The sequence below is a fragment of the Paenibacillus sp. OAS669 genome, assembly GCF_014873645.1.
GTDB lineage: Bacteria > Bacillota > Bacilli > Paenibacillales > NBRC-103111 > Paenibacillus_S > Paenibacillus_S vulneris.
Window position 1 is genome coordinate 1 of record NZ_JADBDR010000030.1, and the last position, 17,924, is coordinate 17,924.

Here is a 17,924-nt window from a genome sequence, read left to right on the forward strand (position 1 = left end):
ATGAGTAGGGTTTCTCAGGCCCCCGTACTTCATCTTACGGAAGTGCTCTGTGTTTTTCAAAAGCGAAATTAACGCATTACAGGAATTCTTTGTTCTCGGAAAATACCCGCTGTAAGCGATATAATCAAAATTTTTCTGGGAACAACAGTGGCCGGAGGGGGATACCTCACCGGGGTACCGATGCTATTTTTCAAGTTTTACAGGTTTTTCAACAGACTCCACCGAATTATTCGGCCGCATCCGATTTGATTTGCAGACGCAGGTAGGCATCGATAAACATATCGAGGTCTCCGTCCATAACGGCCCCGACGTTGCCTGTTTCCGCTGATGTGCGGTGATCCTTGACCATGCTGTATGGATGGAATACATAGGAACGAATTTGGCTGCCCCAGGCGATATCGGATACCTCACCGCGAATCTCGGCAAGCTGCTTCCTTTGCTCTTCGATCTTTTTCTCATACAGCTTGGAACGCAGCATTTTCATGGCGCGCTCCCGGTTCTTGATCTGCGAACGCTCCGTTTGGCAGCTTACAACGACACCGGTCGGGATGTGGGTAATCCGGACTGCAGAGTCCGTCGTATTGATATGCTGTCCGCCCGCGCCGCTGGAACGGTACGTATCCACCTTCAAATCCTCCGTGCGGATTTCTACCTCCACATCATCGTCGATCTCCGGCATCACGTCGCAGGATACAAACGATGTATGGCGCCGGCCCGAAGCGTCAAAAGGTGAGATCCGTACCAACCGATGAACGCCCTTCTCCGCTTTCAAGTAACCGTAGGCGTTATAGCCCTTGATTAACAGCGTAACGCTTTTTACTCCCGCTTCATCACCCGGCAAATAGTCCAGCACCTCAACCTTGAAGTCCCGTTTCTCCGCCCAACGGCGATACATGCGCAGCAGCATCTCCGCCCAATCCTGAGACTCCGTGCCTCCGGCGCCAGGATGAAGCTCCAGAATAGCGTTCAATTTATCGTAAGGCTGGCTTAGCAGCAGCTGCAGCTCGAAGTTCTCTAGCTTCGTTACCAGGGAGGCGATACCTTGCTCGATATCGGCAGCCATACTATCATCCTGGTCCTCCTGCATCAGCTCAACCATGACCTCCAGATCCTCAAACTCGGAGGACAGCGCTTGAAATTCATCTACGCTCCCCTTAATCGCATTCATCTCGGCAATAATCTTCTGCGCTTGCTCGTTATCGTCCCAAAAATCGGGAGCCGCCATCTTTTCCTCGTAATTCGCGATTTGCTCCAGCTTCAGATCTAAGTCAAAGAGACCCCCTAAGCTCAGCTAACCTTTTAGCCGTTTCTCGTAAATCCTGTTTTACCTCTGGATCCAACATTATCCGTCACTCCTCCATATTCACTACAAGCAGTCTAACCAGTTGTCTTCAAAAAAAGGGAGCCGGTAGCAATACCGACGATCCCTTTGTTCAAATTTCCCTTATTTAAACCCGGTTCATCTTACTGAACACCATGGCATTGCTTATATTTTTTGCCGCTGCCGCAAGGACACAGGTCGTTACGGCCTACTCTATCCTCGTCGTTGTTAACGACAGGCTTCTTCGGAGCCGGCTCGCCGTTGGAGCTCATTGCTTCCGCTTCGACCACCGGCTGACGCTCGAGGTTCGTTTCTACGTGGGCTTTCATAATATACGTAGCCACTTCCTCTTGAATGCTTTGAATCATCTCTTGGAACATCTCAAAGCCCTCAAATTGGTACTCGCGAAGCGGATCTGTACCGCCGTAAGCACGCAGGTGGATACCTTGACGGAGCTGATCCATCGCATCGATGTGATCCATCCATTTGGAGTCGACCGCACGCAGCACGATAACCTTCTCAAGCTCGCGCATAATCGGTTCGCCGATCGCCTGCTCGCGCTCTTCATAAAGACGCATCACAAGATCCTTCACGTACTCGGTGATTTCTTCCTTCTCCTTGCCCCACAGCTCTTCGGCTGTTAGCTGGCCTTCATGAAGGAAGGTGCCGTTAGCATAATCGACGATCGCTTGAAGATCCCATTCCTCTGGAACCAGATCCGCAGGACAGTGGGCTTCAACAAGACGCTCTACGACAGGCATCAGCATCCCGATGGTAATATCGCGGATGTTTTCGGATTCCAGCACCTCGCGGCGCTGCTTGTAAATAATTTCACGCTGCTGGTTCATCACATCGTCATACTGAAGAACGACTTTACGCACGTCAAAGTTGTTGCCCTCAACCCGCTTCTGAGCGGATTCCACTGCCTTCGTGATCAGCTTGCTCTCGATCGGCTGATCTTCCTCGAAGCCAAGGCGATCCATCATGCCCATGATGTTCTCCGCACCAAAACGGCGCATCAAATCATCCTCCATAGACAAGTAGAACTGAGAGGAGCCCGGGTCCCCTTGACGACCGGCACGTCCGCGGAGCTGGTTATCGATCCGGCGGCTCTCATGGCGCTCTGTACCTATAATATGCAGACCGCCAACATCGTGAACACCTTCACCCAACATAATGTCGGTTCCGCGTCCCGCCATGTTAGTGGCGATGGTTACCGCACCCGGCTGTCCTGCACGGGATACGATCTCCGCTTCCTCCGCATGGTATTTCGCATTCAGAACCTTGTGTGGAATTCCTTTTCTCTTCAGCATTTCAGACAAACGCTCGGAGTTCTCAATGGAAACCGTACCGACCAGCACCGGCTGCTTGGTCTGATGACGTTTCACAATTTCCTCTACAACGGCCCGGAATTTGCTGTTCACGGATTTGTATACGATATCCGGATGATCCTGACGGATCATTGGGCGGTTCGTCGGTACGACGATAACCTCCAAGCCGTAAATCTTCTTAAATTCTTCTTCCTCCGTCTTCGCCGTACCTGTCATCCCCGACAGCTTGCGATACATCCGGAAATAGTTCTGGAATGTAATCGTCGCAAGTGTCATGGATTCATTTTGCACCTGCAGCTGCTCTTTGGCTTCAATCGCCTGGTGCAAGCCTTCGCTGTAACGGCGTCCTGTCATTAAGCGCCCTGTGAATTCGTCTACGATAACAACCTCGTTATCTTGAACGACATAGTCGACGTCCCGCTTCATAATGACATGAGCTTTTAAGGCCTGGGTAATGTGGTGGTTCAAAGTAACGTTCGCATGATCGAACAGGTTTTCGATGCCGAACGCTTCCTCCGCTTTCGCCACACCGGTCTCCGTCAAGGAAACGGAGCGCATTTTAATATCTACGATATAATCTTCTTCTTCCTTCAGCTTACTCACGAAACGATCTGCCATGTAATACAAATCTGTCGACTTAGCTGCTTGTCCGGAAATAATGAGCGGCGTTCTCGCTTCATCGACCAGAATGGAGTCCACTTCGTCAATTACCGCAAAATAAAGCGGACGCTGTACCATCTGTTCTTTGTATACGACCATGTTATCACGCAAGTAGTCAAAGCCGAACTCATTGTTCGTTCCATAAGTGATATCACAAGCATAAGCTGCCTGTTTTTCACTATGGGCTAAGAAATTTAAGTTTACGCCAACAGTCATACCGAGAAATTCATACACTTTGCCCATCTCAGCGCTGTCCCGTTGTGCCAAATAATCGTTAACTGTAACTACATGCACACCTTTACCTAATAAGGCGTTCAAGTAAACCGGCAGGGTTCCAACCAGCGTCTTCCCTTCCCCGGTTCTCATTTCCGCAATACGGCCTTCATGAAGCACCATACCGCCGATTAACTGAACATCATAGTGACGTTTACCGAGTACGCGCTTGGAAGCTTCACGTACGACAGCAAAGGCCTCAGGAAGCAAATCGTCCAAATCCTCGCCGAGTTCAAGACGTTGGCGAAACTCTGCCGTTTTACCTTTGAGCCCGTCGTCCGTCAATCCTTCCATGAATGGCTCTAATTCATTAATAGCTTCGACTGTTTTCCACAGCCGCTTCACTTCACGTTCATTTGAATCGCCGAATATTTTCTTAACGAGTCCTAGCATGGGCCCATCTCCCTTTTTTTAGAACGGTTTGCCTTAAATTGTAGCAGTTTGCGACACAAGTCGCAAGAATGGCGGGATATCCTTTTATTATCTTCTGTCAATAGTTTCTTCAATAAACGCTAAAGAGCCTGCCCTGTCAGGCAAGCTCCCGAATTTCGCATCCATTATCTGGCCGGTTCAATCAAGCCGTATTTGCCGTCATTGCGTTTATATACCACATTCACTTGCTCTGTATTGGAATTGGCAAAAACGAAAAAGCTATGACCAACCATATTCATTTGCAGGATAGCTTCATCGATGTCCATCGGCTTAAGCATAAACTGCTTGGTCCTAACCAGTTCATATTCATCCTCATCTTCATACTGTGCAGGGGAATCTACTCTCAATATATCCCTCATGCCGCCCTCTTGGCGGATTTTACGATTCACCTTTGTTTTGTGCTTACGGATTTGCCGCTCCAGCTTATCGATCACCAGATCGATGGAAGCGTACATATCATTGCTCTTTTCCTCGGCCCGCAGCATGACACCTGTCAGCGGGATCGTCACCTCGACTGCTTGTAATCCTTTGACCACACTCAGTGTGACGTGCACTTCAGTCATAGGGGGAGTTTCAAAGTACCTTTCCAGCTTGCTAAGCTTTTTCTCAACATACTCTTTAAGTGCCTCAGTAACCTCAATACGTTCACCGCGAATGTTGAATTTCATTGTACTTCTCCTCCTTTCATGTACCTATTATACTATATTCTATAGGCACCTTCAAAAATCCTTCATACTTATCGACAATTTTTCAAAATATTCTAACAATTTAGTGACGATGTGACAAAGCGCATGGAATCAGCCTTTTAGGGGGGGGAGATCGCTCGCTTCCGCGGGATGATAGGGCTCCTGGAAGTGCCTCTGCTTCCATAAAGCTTAACAAAAATATAATAACCCTATAAAGGATGCTTTCATCTCGAAGCTGATTTAGGCCTTGTGGGGAGCCCCGAAAGATAAAAAAAACACCCCGGATCTATTCCAGGGTGTTGTCGCTGCTAATTGTAATCGAATAACCATCTATACTAGGGCATTGGTGCCGGATGATTATAGTTTGATAACGTTAGCTGCTTGTGGTCCGCGAGCGCCTTCCACAATATCGAATTCAACCGCTTGACCTTCTTCCAGCGTTTTGAATCCTTCCGATTGGATTGCCGAGAAGTGAACAAATACGTCTCCGCCGTCTTCGCGCTCGATGAAACCGTATCCTTTTTCTGCGTTAAACCATTTTACTTTACCTTGCATGTAAAACATTCCCTTCATTATCAAATAACTGTGGGCATGCCCACAAATCGAATATAGCATCCCCTCTCCACGGATGTCAATTATATCCACGGCTTTTAGCAAAATATTTTGAAAATTCACGTATTAACATGAGGTGAATAAAGTATTCACAAAGAAAAACCGCATCATTACGCGGTTTTTCGACATTTTCTATAAAGTTATACACAAAGTTATGCACATTATCCACAGGGGTGGTGGATAAATAAAATTACATTTAGTTTAGTTTTTCAACTATATCAAATGCAGCAATTTTCCAATCGTTTTCTTGTGCTAGGAATGTAGCATAGCAAAAATACTTATCAAAAAAATCTGCCGCTTGGGAATTACCAGAATTGGTTAAAATGAAACTTGTTACAATAGTTTGATTTCCCGCGTCAGCTTTATGCACTGCACAACCGGTGACTTGAGCAGTAACTTCAACCCTATCAGCGATATAATTATCTTTATTCGTTAAATGTTCCTCATGTAATAGAACAACCATTTCTCGTGTAAAGTACTCCTCCCATGAGTTTTTATACCCATGAGTATAATGGTAACTACCTAGACTTTCAATTGCGATTTTAGTTTTTTCTAGGATCTCATGCTCAAGAAGGACAGCATCCCTCCTCTTGTTGCTCTCCTTATAATACTGAACCCTTTCCAAATCTGACATTCTATATATATGGAATGCAGGATAGTGAGTGTCAACACAAAGTGAAAAACCAAGTACCACTGCACGAATACAGAAATGACGATCCTCACCCCAGAAAGATATATTCCTAACCTCGTTAAAATTGACACCCGCACATAGCGCAGTCCGACTAATAAGAGTACAAGCACCCAGCCCCCCGACCTCATATACTCCAGGTGTTTTTAATTTATTTAAGAATTCCTTTGTGCGGCTGACTATTTCTTGTTTCGATAATTTAATGCCTCTTTGAAATTTATATTGACTGTAGTGATCAAATTCCCAAACTTGAGGAAGTTCCTGAGAACCGGGCTGCCATTGTGTCCAGAAAATATTGGATATGATGTCTTTTTTACTATTTACCAATTGGACTAGCGTTTGAGGGTGCAAAAGTAAGTCAGAGTCAATCAAGAAAAGAAAATCATAATTTTCATTTATTGCACTTTTAATCATATAATTCTTAAATTGTGCAACCCTAGATATTGAGTTTTCATCCCATTGATGAGTTGTTTCATTTTTATGAAATGATAACTCCTGTTCTGTTAGTTCATTAGCCGTTACGATTTCAACACTTGAGTTACCTACTTTGAACTCATTGAGTAGCTTGCGGCTTAAGTATTCATCATTATCATCAACAAATAAAAAATCAACTTGAAAGCTTGTAAGGTTCAACTGCTGTAATGATAATAAAAATTGTTCAAGAATTTCATGTTTCTGGTGTATGGGCGAAGCAATCAATATTGATTTTTTTTTCACAATTATCACCTAGTTCTTATATGTTTGAAAACTTTTTCCACGATTGATCTAGCATATTATAATTATTACATGCGCCCAAAGCACGTATATTATCCATGGGCTCGTCGTAATACGGGCTGATTTCCAACGATTTTATAAAATGATTCATCGCGACAGCTTGTTCGCCCATAAATGCAAGAGCCTCTCCAATGTAATTATTGAGAATATGGTTTCGATTCTCACAAGAAAAGAAGTAACTTAATGCTTGATTGGGCTGACCGATAATTAATTTACCAATCCCTTGAACAAAACACATTATATCCTGGTGTTTAGAGGCAAGTTTTAATGCTTTTTCATAATATAGCTCGCAATCAGGTGTCATTCCTCTACGAAATAGAAAAAGCGCAATAATTGCGTAAGCTGCTGCATTATTAGCGCCTGGTTCCCCACTATCCCAATCGATTTCGGGAACCAACTCCTCCAATTTGTGTCTTTCTATATAATCTTGCATATGTTGGACATTTAATTTATAGTCTTTATTGTTTGAAGCATTTGAGCCGTGTCTTCTATAGATATATAAAGGTTCCGGAATATGCACTGAGTTCCATTTAGGAGCCAATCGAAATACAAAATCAGTGTCCTCTCCAATTTTGTATTTATTATTCAATCGTAGTTCCCTAATTGCTTCTCTTCGCATCACCATTGTACCACCGTTGAAGGGTGATCCCACTTTAAGAAAGAACCGTTTAAGTCTTGATTCATCGAAATTTCTACTTTGCCAGTAAGATATAGGACTGTTGTTGGCGATTAATAACATATCCGAATGAATCACACCTATTTGAGGATGAGTAAACTGTTTCAAACTCATCTCTAAACGCGTAGGTAGAGAAAGATCATCAGCTGCTTGCCAAGCAATAAAATCACCCTTGGCGTGATCAAGACCAACATTTATAGCAGTGGCCGTACCTCCATTTTCTTTCTTCAAGTATCTGATTCTTGAATCTTGGAATGAATTTACTACAGACTCCGTGTCATCTGTCGAACCATCATTTACAATTATTAGCTCAAAGTTACGCTCTGTTTGATTTAATAAACTTTGAATAGATGCATGAATAAATTCTTCACCGTTATATACAGGAACTATAATGCTAATCAAAAAGTATCACCACTTATCACAAATTTTTATTATTTTGCATGGAACTTTATCGGATAATATCTACCGAAGAATGAATCTATTCTAAATGAATCCTTTGAAAAAAGATGATATGTGTTCTCTATTACGGTAATTAAGAGTCATAAAAAATTATGCGACCACTCCCCAATTATTTACCGAGAAATGATCGCTGTATTTTAATGTTTTTATTTTTTCTTGTCAAAAAACATACTCTCCGGTGCATACTTCGCTTCATAACTCGATTTTTGCTGCTTGGCCGCGGTCATTCTATTCAGATTCCCTGAGGCTTCATCCTTTAATTGCTGCATTCGGCGAAGAATCAGAGCATCGTAGCTAAGGATGGATGCTCGTGCGGACTCCAGATATGCTTTATCGATATTATGCTGCTCATATTGCTGCCGGATATTTTGCACAAGCGCTTCCCTCGTGTCCACAAATTCAATCATTTCTTCATAGTCTGCCGTTTCCAATCTGGAAGCCAGTTGTTGCGTAAGCTGCAGCAGTTCGTCTAGGCAATTATCCATGGCTGCGCACGGACCCTGAGGATGCACTAAGCTTCGAGGCCTGAATCCACGTTTCCTTAAGCTCTACTAGATGATCTATAACCTCCAAGGCAGGCTGAATATCTTTCTTGATGTTAGCTTCAACCATTCTCCGAAGAAAATAATCATACAAGTGCAGCAGATCTTTTGAAATAGGATAGGAGTGATCAAGAGATGCCACCAATTCATTTATAATTTCCTGGACCCTAATAAAACTGTTGTTAGCCTCTTGATAGTTTTTCTGTTTAACAGCTTCGACTCCCTTTTTGGCGAAACGAATGGCTCCATCGTACAACATAATTAAGAGCTGGGCAGGAGTCATGGTTTGGACAGAAGTCTCCCGATATTTATTGAATGGCGTTTGGATCATTGGGTTCACCTCTTACTTATTGTCTCTTAACCAAAGTTGGAAAACGAAGACGACTGGGATTGAAATTTATTCATAGTGGTTTCCATAGCTGTAAACTGTTTATAATACCTTGTTTCCATATCATTCAATAATCTAGTTTGGTTCAAGATATCGTTACTCAGTCTCTTCAGCTGCCGCCCGATCGTGCTCTCTTCTTTCAATAACGCATCCTTGGACGTAGCAACGAAGGAGGTACCTGCTCTTTCGGTAAGTGAATCCAGCGTTATCTTGAGGTCGTCATACATACCTTTATTTTTGCTCGTAATTAATGCCGCTACTTTATCCGGTTCCTGTTCAATGGCTTCTCTAAGCTTGGACTCGTCCTTCAAAATCAGTTTGCCGCCTTCGAACCATTGCCCTGTCGTAATACCTATTTGATCCAATATCGCTTTCTCACCGTTAACCATGACTACGGAGGATATGTTGGACCTCAGTTTGGAAATAGCGTCATTTAATATGCTGTCATTGTACAGCAATCCCGTCTTCGCCTTTTCCTCCCACTTCTCGACCTCATCATCCTTCATGGCCTTTTTCTGATCTTCCGTTAGTGGTGTAAAGTTCCTGTCATGCTTTTCCTTCACTTTTGTGTTTAAGGTTGACAACAAATCGTTATAGTCGGAGATGAAGGACTTAATCTTCTCGATAACCTGATCGGTATCTACCGATGTTGTAATGACCGACGGACTGGTTGTCTTGGCGTTGAGCGTAATGTCAATTCCGTTAACATTAAAGCTGTTGGAGGAACGTGTCGTAGCAATGCCGTTGATTTTTAGCTGTGCGTCGTCGCCGACTGTAACATCTGCAAAATTAAATTTGCTAGTAAAATTGCCATCGCCATTAACGGCAATCTTACCATTTCCGTTGATTTTCCCTGAGGTTTTGGAGGTAATGGATAATTTACCTGTAACCTCATCATAATATGCACTCGCACTAGCACCCTTATCCTGATTTATCTTCGTAACCAAAGAGCTTATAGTCTCGTCAGCTGTAATAGTAATTGCTGATCCATTTATAGTGATTTGGGTGGTCCCGCTAATGCCGGCATCCGTTAATTTGGTTGAAGCAGTATAGGGTTTGTTGCTACCGTCCACCAAGGCAGTAGTGCTTGAAACAGACGCCGTCTTGGCTAATTCCGTAACCTCGATGCTGATACTCCCGGAAGTAGCCTGGCTGCTTGCTTTAGCCGTTACGGCATTGGTATCGCCAGTTACGGTAGATTTTTGGGCCTGAAAGGAGCTTGCAAGGGAGTTGTCAAACGTTTTCTTTCTAAACTCAACCAGCTTTAAGTTGATATCTCTAAAATTTTCACGCTGCCATTGCAGTGTCTGTTGCTTCTGCTTCAGTTTATCCAGAGGAGCCCTCTTGGCTGTCATTATATTACTTACAAGCGTGTCTATATCCATCCCGGATGCAAATCCGCTAATCCTTTGAACCATGATTACACCTCCACTATTTATCTCCGTTCATCTATTAAAAGCCCTGCAACCTTCATCATGTTGGCGACAAGATCTAGCATTTTCTCAGGGGGAATTTCTCGGATGACTTTGCCTGAATCCTGGTCCAGCACCTTAACCATGACTTGCTTTGTTTCTTCATGAACCGACACTTCTACCATCGTGGTTGGACCTTGCAGTGCTTTCAATGCACGTTCAATGGCCTTTACAATTTGCTCATCACCCGTCGACACGCGGGCTCCTTGTATTTCGGCCTTATGTAAGTCCTTGGAATTAGTAATTGGAGCGCTGCTTATAGGCTCCGCAGCTTTTACAGCAGTCTCTTTACCCGTAAGCGGAATGGAGGAACTACCGTTAAGCGATACATCCGATATCACAGAAATACACCCCCGACAGAACGATATTTACCATTTATATCGGATATACGCTTCTTATTGTTTAGAGATAATTGAAAAATGCCTCATGGACCATCATAATGACTGAATCACGGCTGAAAGCGGGAACCTGTTCTTCATTTCTTTTAATAGTTCCCTAGATGGAGACGGGTCTTCCTCTAATAACAGCAGTTCGTACAAAGATAAATATACATCGTATGAAGGAGCAGTATGAGCTAATTGCAGGAAAATATGTTTGGCATCCTCCCTATAGCCGCGCTCTAAACATCGGCTTCCTACAAACTGTTCGATTTCTGCAGTCCTCTCTTGACTCTCAAAGACTGAAACCATAAAGTCAAAGGCCACATCCTTAAATCCGGATTGGTCTAATAGAAGGGCCAATTGATACTGGATATCCAGCCCGCAAGATCGAATCAATCCCGATACGTACTCAAAGCTATCAAATTCACCTAATCTGATGCATCTCTCGCATAATGTTAGGAGTATCTGCCCAAGGAAAGCATCCACTCTATCTTGGCTTAGGTTCTCCTTTTTGATAACGGAGATAATCGTTTCGATTTGCTGTTCAGTTAAAAGAGGTATGGTACGAATCTTCTCCATCATCCTCTCTCCATCAATAAGCAAGGAAAGGAGAATAACGTCTTCTAGATTGTTCTTGTGAAGTACGTCCACCTCGCACCATATCGATCGTGCTTCTTCATACTGGCCGCTGTATTGTAATCCGCATGCGGTTAGGTCGATATCGTTATAAATGCCATACTGTGTAATATATTCCTGCAAAAGCGGATGTCTATATTTATATAGAAGACCTATTAGTGTCGTTAATTCATCTACCGTTTTTACAGGATAGCAGAAGTTTAGGCATTCCTTTTGAACCTCAAAAGCCACCCCAGTCATTTGGGCCAATGAAATATAATTTTCCAAACAAGGCATATAGTCTTTCTTTAAATGGAGGGCATGAAACGCGTGCTCTAACGCCCCCTGTAGGTTTCCCTGACTCTCGTACAACCTGGATAGTAGAAAATGGGCAAGATACCCTCCTACTCCCTCTCTTGCTACTTCACCATCCATATCTCCCAATGAAATGCATTTCTTAAAGTATTGCTCTGCATCCTTCCAATACCCCATTTGCTCGAACAGCCTGGCTTGCATAAAGTACAAATCCGTATACTCGGGCCACTGCTGTATTGTAAGATTTAACACTGGAATTCCATATTCAGGTTGATGCAAACGGTAATAACAATCCGCCAGATTATAATCGATCTCCAATCCTAGCACATCGATACTTTCCTGATAGCTCATCTCGTTTCTTGCTTTGATGAGAAATTCCAGCGCGAGCTCATTTTCCCCATCCACAAGGTACTGTTTGCCTACATTGTAATAGGCATAGGCCGAGGGAGAGCTAGCCACCTCTTCAAGTAGAATACGGATATTGCGCTCCGCTTTATTTTTGAGGACATATACATCCTTCCTATAGCCAACATGATGGATCAAAAATCCCGTTTCCTCGATTTCGCTGGAATCCAGCATAATTTGCTCATGAATCTGTCCTGTAAATCGGATTGACGGACTGGACTGAAAGACCCTTAGGATAGACGTTGTTTTGACCATGCCATCTTCCAGCTGATTTCTGACTCTGATCGAGTACCCTTTTTTTTGCGATTGAAGTATGGCTTGAATATGACTGCTTTCATCCAAATATTCGTCCGCATCCAATACTAGAATATATGAGCAGGTTGCCTGCTGCAGGGAGTAGTTTCTGGCTGACGCAAAGTCATTCTTCCATGGAAAATGATAAATGCGAGCGCCAAATCGTTCGGCAAGGATTATGGTATCATCCGTCGACCCCGTGTCTACAATAATGATTTCATCAACCTGGTCCTTAACACTCTCTAGACACCTTTCTATAAAGAGAGCCTCGTTCTTTACGATCATACAAAGCGATACCGTGTTCTTCATTGTGACTCCCCTTTATAAGGATTGAACCCAGGAGGAATAAGAATATTTCTTTTTCATTTCCTGCGCGACTCTTTGAGCGGAGCCACCATTTCCTAAGTGTATATAACATAAATACAATTGCTGATACGATGGGAAATCGTTTCTATGCTTCACCAGCTGCTCGGATAGGCTTGCCGCCTCTTCATAATGACCTGTTCTATACAAAATAGCAGACAAGCCTTGAAGAACATCTGGATGATTCGGGTTGGCATTATAATGCTCTAATAGAAAATCCACAGCCATATCCTTAAAGCCGTAATCTGCTAAAAGCATGGCAAGTTTAATCTGCGTGGCTAAAGAGCATCTCATGATACACGCCGAAATATACTCAAAGATATCAAATTCCCCAAGAACAATGAGTTGTTCCGCGATGGTTACCAAATGTGGTTCTATCCAGGAATCTTTCAGGTCCGAAGTTAACGGCTCTCTCTTGATGAAACTTTTGATTAATTTCCAGTCCCGATGGCTCGTGTTAGCCAATGGTCTGCACTTATTCATTAGATCTGTATCCTTAAGAATGAGGGACAAGGTGAGCAGATCGACTATATTATCCGGTTTTATATCTGGAACCTCTAGCCATAAATCCCGGGATTGTTCGTATTTGTGGTCGTATTGGTCAACGACAGCTTTAATTTCTTTATCTAGAGGCTGTCCATCCTTTTCCGTAAAATAATGTGCCATTATAGGATGACGAGCTTCATATATTGCTACAAGCAGCATCTTGATGGTCTTTGCATCTTTACTGCTGTAGGTCTTTTCCAAATGGGTAATAACTTCTTCATGACTGATGTTGGCTTTAAGCATAAGCCGTAAATATAGTTTAATGGCGGGCTGATACACTGGATTACTTTGGATCGCCTCGAAGACAGCCTCGAAGGCCTCCCCGCTTCTTCCCTGTTTATCATAAATGCATGCCAGCCTATAGAAAGATAAATAACCGTTGGCTCCTTCGTTCGCCACTTTCTTTTCGGACCATGGCTGATCACTCAAGCAGTGCTGCAATACAATCTCTGCATCCTGCAAACATCCGTATTCCTCATACAATCTGGCCAATTCATAATGGAAATCCAGATACAGAGGCTGTCTATCGATGAGTACTTTGGCAAGGGAAATTCCTTCCTCGTAGCGATGCAGGAATCTTAAACAGTTCAGCATATAGCAAAATAGATAATATACGTAGGACATGTTATCGGCTAGTTCATAGGATTTTTTAAAGTAATTGAGCGCTTCTTCGTATTTCCTTTGCGACATGCACACTTTCCCCATATTGTACAAGCTGTAAGGGGATGGATTAGCTTCGAGCTCTTTGAGCATGATTTCATAGTTACGTTCTACTTTATTTTTTTCCTGCACGGTGTCATCCAGATAACCGAGGTGATTAATTAACGAACTCGCATCTCCGGAGGATAGAGTCAATGAGGGGTCGAGAATGTTCAAATGCTCATGCAATTTTCCAATATAATGGAGTTCTGCGCGATTTTTAAAGAGACGTACGGCTTGATGAGCGAAGGAACCCCCGTCAGATTTGTGATTTTTGATCGTCACACTGTAATAATCTTTATCGGAGGCTATGTCTTCTTGCAGCGTAGCTCCGTCCTCCAAATACTCATCAGCATCCAATTGGAGGATATAATCGCAGCTTGCTTGCTGGATAGCGAAATTTCTGGCCGCAGAGAAATCATGGATCCATTCGAATGCACTCACCTTGGCATTGAACTCATTGGCGATTTCCAGTGTACGGTCCGTAGAGCCGGTATCCACAATAATGATCTCATCCACAAATCCCTTTACACTATCAAGGCATTTCCTAAGATATCGTTCCTCATTCTTTACAATCATGCACAATGATACGGTAGGTCTCATAAGCTCATTCCTCTTAAGTATGTATTCACCTGAAATATACAGCACTATATCTCTTTCACCGAGAGAAAAAAAGACTTCAGATCGAAATCTGAAGTCTTTAATGACTTTAAGATTAACGCAGCAAGGACAGAACGCCTTGTGGTTGTTGGTTGGCTTGAGCAAGCATAGCTTGGGAAGCTTGAAGAAGAATGTTGTTCTTCGTCAATGCTACCATTTCTTTCGCCATATCAGTATCACGGATACGGGATTCTGCTGCAGTCAGGTTCTCCGTTGTAGTACCCAAGTTGTTGGAAGTGTGCTCCAAACGGTTTTGAAGAGCACCCAGTTGAGCGCGAGCTTTGGCTACAACGTCGATTTGTGCAGTAGCGTTATCCAAGGAAGAAGCCGCTGTACCCACACCTGACATATCAGTAGTTAAACTAATATTCAAAGTATCAGTAGAAGTATGGTTTATTTGGATATCTTTGTTTAAAGTTCCCTTTAACAATTGAATATCGTTAAACTTGGTGTTCGTTCCGATATTTGTTATTTCTGATTTAAGAGCAGTCAGCTCTTCATCAATATTAGCTTGGTCCGTTGTGTTATATGTTCCGTTAGCTCTTTGTGTATACAATTCTTTGATACGAACGAGCATATCACTTACTTCAGTCAAAGCGCCCTCTGCTGTTTGCACCAAGGAGATACCGTCCTGAGCATTGCGTTGAGCTTGTTCCATGGAACGGATTTGACCGCGCATTTTTTCGGAAATGGACAAACCAGCAGCATCGTCAGCCGCACGGTTAATGCGAAGACCAGAAGATAGCTTCTCCATGTTTTTTCCTGCACTTGCGTTGTTAAGACCCATTTGGCGATGAGTGTTCAATGCGTTCATATTGTGGTTGATAATCATTGAATTCTTCCTCCTTGAAGTAAAAACCCGCTTCCTTGCGAGTTTATGATGTAGCAGTTCATAGCTCGGCCGATCCTATTGAACCGCTTACTATATATATCGTACCATTGTTTTTTCATTTATAGATGTTAATCAGCTTAATTTCGGGCATATCTGGACAAATATCAACGATTTCCATCATATTTCGCCTAAATTTATCCCATTATCTCTTATTTCCCTCTTTTTTTGATCATTTCCTTCAATTCCCCTAAATCAGGGCTATGTAAGGACGCTTCTGCATTGGAGTTCTGAATGAGCTCGTATACTTCTTTTCGCAGAACCTCGATATTTCGGGGAGCCTGAATGCCTAGTTTGATGGTATCGCCTTCGGCAGCCAGAACCACGATCTCAATCTGGTCGCCTATCATTAACGATTCACCCTTTTTTCTTGATAAAACCAGCATAGCTTATTCACCTCTCTATTCTTTTATCCATCTCATCCATTAGCAGCAAATAACCTATGTCTGGTTTTGTATGGAGTATTTTGCAAAATCACTTGCTTCCCTAACCGTTCCTTCATATTAATGACCAATGGGGCCAATAAGTTATGAGTTGCGTTTTTGAAATCATCCCGGACTGAAACGATACTCCACACCACAATGTCTTGTTCCAGGCTTGCCTTTAATTCCTCTTTTGCGGTTTCCGACAAGATAAACTCATAGCTTGGTTCAAACAGGAACGGGTCCACGATAATAAAGGAAAGCTCAGGATTCTCCACCGATTGCAGGTAGGATAAGGGCAAATCCGGATCCGGGGTAACGATCGCATACGTTTTCAGTTCCTCGAATCCCGGGATTCCCGTAGGAAATGTAATAATTTCCTGTTCATCAACAGTAATTTTGCCAAGCCTAGAAGAGTCAAGTATCATGAAGGACATCCCTTTCCATTTTAACCTTATCTTTTATAAAATTATCATTATTCTTACGTAAAAAACAAAAACTACAGATTGTAATAATCTATAGTTTGTAATGTTTATAGCCTTGTGTCAATGACAGGCGGTATAATATCCAGTTTGGGAGACTGCTCCATATAAATGTCCAGCTTTCCCCGCACATAATTAATTTCCGGCTTATTCACTTGACTTTGTATATTCAGCTTTCCTTCTACAAATTGAATATCCGGCTTATGGGGGATATACTCAATATCCACGTTATCATAAGAAGCCTCCCCCATATACTCGATAGAAGGCTTGGGTTCAAAAGCATTCTCAAACGCGATATCTGCTAATGGGTTACCAGGTACGTTCAGTGCCGCCATACGATTGCCGTCCTGTACAATCTTGGCTATGGCCTGCAAAAGAATACCGTCCATCTGGGAATAGATTCGATTGGTGAATTCAGCAGGCTTGCCTCCATTTAATGCACTCCATGCTCTGTCTTGATTAATATGAAGCTCGCCTTGAGACGAGCTAACTTCATATCTGGATGGAGTGGTCTGGATATCTAACGTTGCCTTGGACTGATGAATTTCATAATGCCCTAAATCCGCATCAATACCGATTCGGCCAAACTGCTGACGCATATCGATCTGGGGGGATGGAATCAAGCCGCGGCCTCCTTTTAACGTAAGAAGTCAACTAACGTCGGAGATATAATTTTGGCGCCTACCGACAAGGAAGCCTGGTAAATATTCTCGTTAACCTTGGAATCTACCATAAGCTTGCTGTAATCAGCATCCTCCACTTTGGACTGCAGCCCTTCAATGTTCAGACCGATATCCTTTAAGCGGTTCTCAACAAATTCCAAGCGGTTGACTCTGGCACCAATTTCAGCACGGGTGGAGACAATGGTGTTCATTCTTGAACTAATCTTGTCAAGCGCTGCCGATACCCCGGTTGTATTGCCTAATTCCAGGTCGCTGCTCAATTGTTTTAGAATTTGAAACGCATTATCCGGGTCAGTTCGAGATCCGAAAATTTCATTCCCCGTCAGATTCACAGGCAATTTAATGCCTGCCCCAACCTCGAATGCCACCTCATACGGGTCCGTTGTCTCATTCCCGGCGTCCTCCTCTGTATAAGGGGCCTTATCCGTGGTCTGGCCATTAAAAACAAACTTCCCGTTCAGCTTGCTGTTTCCTATATTGACCAATTGTTTATATAACTCATCCACTTCGGTTTTTATACTGTTCAAAGCAGCCTGTGAATTAGTGCCGGTCGCCCCCTGTGTTGCCAGGTCTGTAGCTCTCAAGAACACTTGATCTACCTGGTCCAGCATCGTATCGTTAAAATCGAGCCACGATCTGGAGGTATCCACGTTTTTGATATATTGGTCGTTCGCATCCAACTCACTGCGATAACGTAAGGAATACGTAATACCCACCGCATCATCGGAAGGCCTATTAATTCTGCGGCCTGTCGACATTTGCTCCTGCATGCTATTCATTCGCATCGTGTTGGTATTCAGGTTTCGTATCAGCTGCATGCTCATCATGCTCTGGGTAACTCTAAGCGCCATGATAAC

17 protein-coding genes are annotated in these 17,924 nt (G+C 43.3%); all 17 read right to left on the reverse strand.

Going from position 1 to position 17,924, the window contains the following annotated elements; translation table 11 throughout:
* Positions 1 to 226: 226 nt before the first annotated feature.
* A protein-coding gene (prfB, locus tag GGC63_RS33700) for a peptide chain release factor 2 (protein ID WP_192705935.1) occupies positions 227 to 1,343 on the reverse strand; the annotation gives its coding sequence in 2 pieces (ribosomal slippage) (positions 227 to 1,270 and positions 1,272 to 1,343; 1,116 coding nt in all).
* 121 nt (positions 1,344 to 1,464) lie between these two features.
* Complete coding sequence (gene secA, locus GGC63_RS33705; protein WP_192705936.1) at positions 1,465 to 3,978, reverse strand: preprotein translocase subunit SecA; 2,514 nt, start codon at positions 3,976 to 3,978, stop codon at positions 1,465 to 1,467.
* Positions 3,979 to 4,142: 164 nt separating this feature from the next.
* On the reverse strand, positions 4,143 to 4,685 hold the full coding sequence (gene hpf / locus GGC63_RS33710; protein ID WP_192705937.1) for a ribosome hibernation-promoting factor, HPF/YfiA family: 543 nt from the start codon (positions 4,683 to 4,685) through the stop codon (positions 4,143 to 4,145).
* Positions 4,686 to 5,060: 375 nt separating this feature from the next.
* The gene (locus GGC63_RS33715) at positions 5,061 to 5,258 is read right to left on the reverse strand and encodes a cold shock domain-containing protein (protein ID WP_079914265.1); all 198 of its coding nucleotides are present in this window, start codon (positions 5,256 to 5,258) and stop codon (positions 5,061 to 5,063) included.
* A gap of 253 nt (positions 5,259 to 5,511) precedes the next feature.
* Entirely contained in the window at positions 5,512 to 6,720 is a 1,209-nt protein-coding gene (locus GGC63_RS33720) for a hypothetical protein (RefSeq protein WP_318781160.1), read from the reverse strand.
* A 16-nt stretch (positions 6,721 to 6,736) separates the two neighbouring features.
* Complete coding sequence (locus tag GGC63_RS33725) at positions 6,737 to 7,855, reverse strand: glycosyltransferase (protein WP_192705938.1); 1,119 nt, start codon at positions 7,853 to 7,855, stop codon at positions 6,737 to 6,739.
* 203 nt (positions 7,856 to 8,058) lie between these two features.
* The gene (locus GGC63_RS33730; RefSeq protein ID WP_192705939.1) at positions 8,059 to 8,397 is read right to left on the reverse strand and encodes a hypothetical protein; all 339 of its coding nucleotides are present in this window, start codon (positions 8,395 to 8,397) and stop codon (positions 8,059 to 8,061) included.
* Positions 8,390 to 8,785, reverse strand: coding sequence for a flagellar export chaperone FliS (gene fliS / locus GGC63_RS33735; protein WP_192705940.1), 396 nt, complete (start codon positions 8,783 to 8,785; stop codon positions 8,390 to 8,392). The genes GGC63_RS33730 and fliS overlap by 8 nt, the downstream gene beginning before the upstream one ends.
* Before the next feature lie 26 nt (positions 8,786 to 8,811).
* Positions 8,812 to 10,260: a flagellar filament capping protein FliD gene (gene fliD / locus GGC63_RS33740; protein WP_192705941.1), complete on the reverse strand. Its 1,449-nt coding sequence runs from the start codon at positions 10,258 to 10,260 to the stop codon at positions 8,812 to 8,814.
* A gap of 17 nt (positions 10,261 to 10,277) precedes the next feature.
* Complete coding sequence (locus GGC63_RS33745; protein ID WP_256865587.1) at positions 10,278 to 10,655, reverse strand: flagellar protein FlaG; 378 nt, start codon at positions 10,653 to 10,655, stop codon at positions 10,278 to 10,280.
* A 93-nt stretch (positions 10,656 to 10,748) separates the two neighbouring features.
* Complete coding sequence (locus GGC63_RS33750) at positions 10,749 to 12,632, reverse strand: glycosyltransferase (RefSeq protein ID WP_192705942.1); 1,884 nt, start codon at positions 12,630 to 12,632, stop codon at positions 10,749 to 10,751.
* A gap of 12 nt (positions 12,633 to 12,644) precedes the next feature.
* Positions 12,645 to 14,696, reverse strand: coding sequence for a glycosyltransferase (locus GGC63_RS33755; RefSeq protein ID WP_192705943.1), 2,052 nt, complete (start codon positions 14,694 to 14,696; stop codon positions 12,645 to 12,647).
* On the reverse strand, positions 14,647 to 15,423 hold the full coding sequence (locus GGC63_RS33760; protein ID WP_192705944.1) for a flagellin: 777 nt from the start codon (positions 15,421 to 15,423) through the stop codon (positions 14,647 to 14,649). The genes GGC63_RS33755 and GGC63_RS33760 overlap by 50 nt, the downstream gene beginning before the upstream one ends.
* Positions 15,424 to 15,632: 209 nt before the next feature.
* A complete protein-coding gene (csrA, locus tag GGC63_RS33765; protein ID WP_192705945.1) occupies positions 15,633 to 15,866 on the reverse strand; it encodes a carbon storage regulator CsrA in 234 nt (77 codons plus the stop codon).
* A gap of 32 nt (positions 15,867 to 15,898) precedes the next feature.
* Positions 15,899 to 16,330: a flagellar assembly protein FliW gene (gene fliW / locus GGC63_RS33770; protein ID WP_192705946.1), complete on the reverse strand. Its 432-nt coding sequence runs from the start codon at positions 16,328 to 16,330 to the stop codon at positions 15,899 to 15,901.
* 104 nt (positions 16,331 to 16,434) lie between these two features.
* Entirely contained in the window at positions 16,435 to 17,007 is a 573-nt protein-coding gene (locus GGC63_RS33775; protein WP_192705947.1) for a DUF6470 family protein, read from the reverse strand.
* A gap of 14 nt (positions 17,008 to 17,021) precedes the next feature.
* Positions 17,022 to 17,918 carry a flagellar hook-associated protein FlgL gene (gene flgL / locus GGC63_RS33780; protein ID WP_192705948.1) on the reverse strand — a complete coding sequence of 299 codons (897 nt, stop codon included), beginning with the start codon at positions 17,916 to 17,918 and terminating at the stop codon, positions 17,022 to 17,024.
* Positions 17,919 to 17,924: the final 6 nt, after the last annotated feature.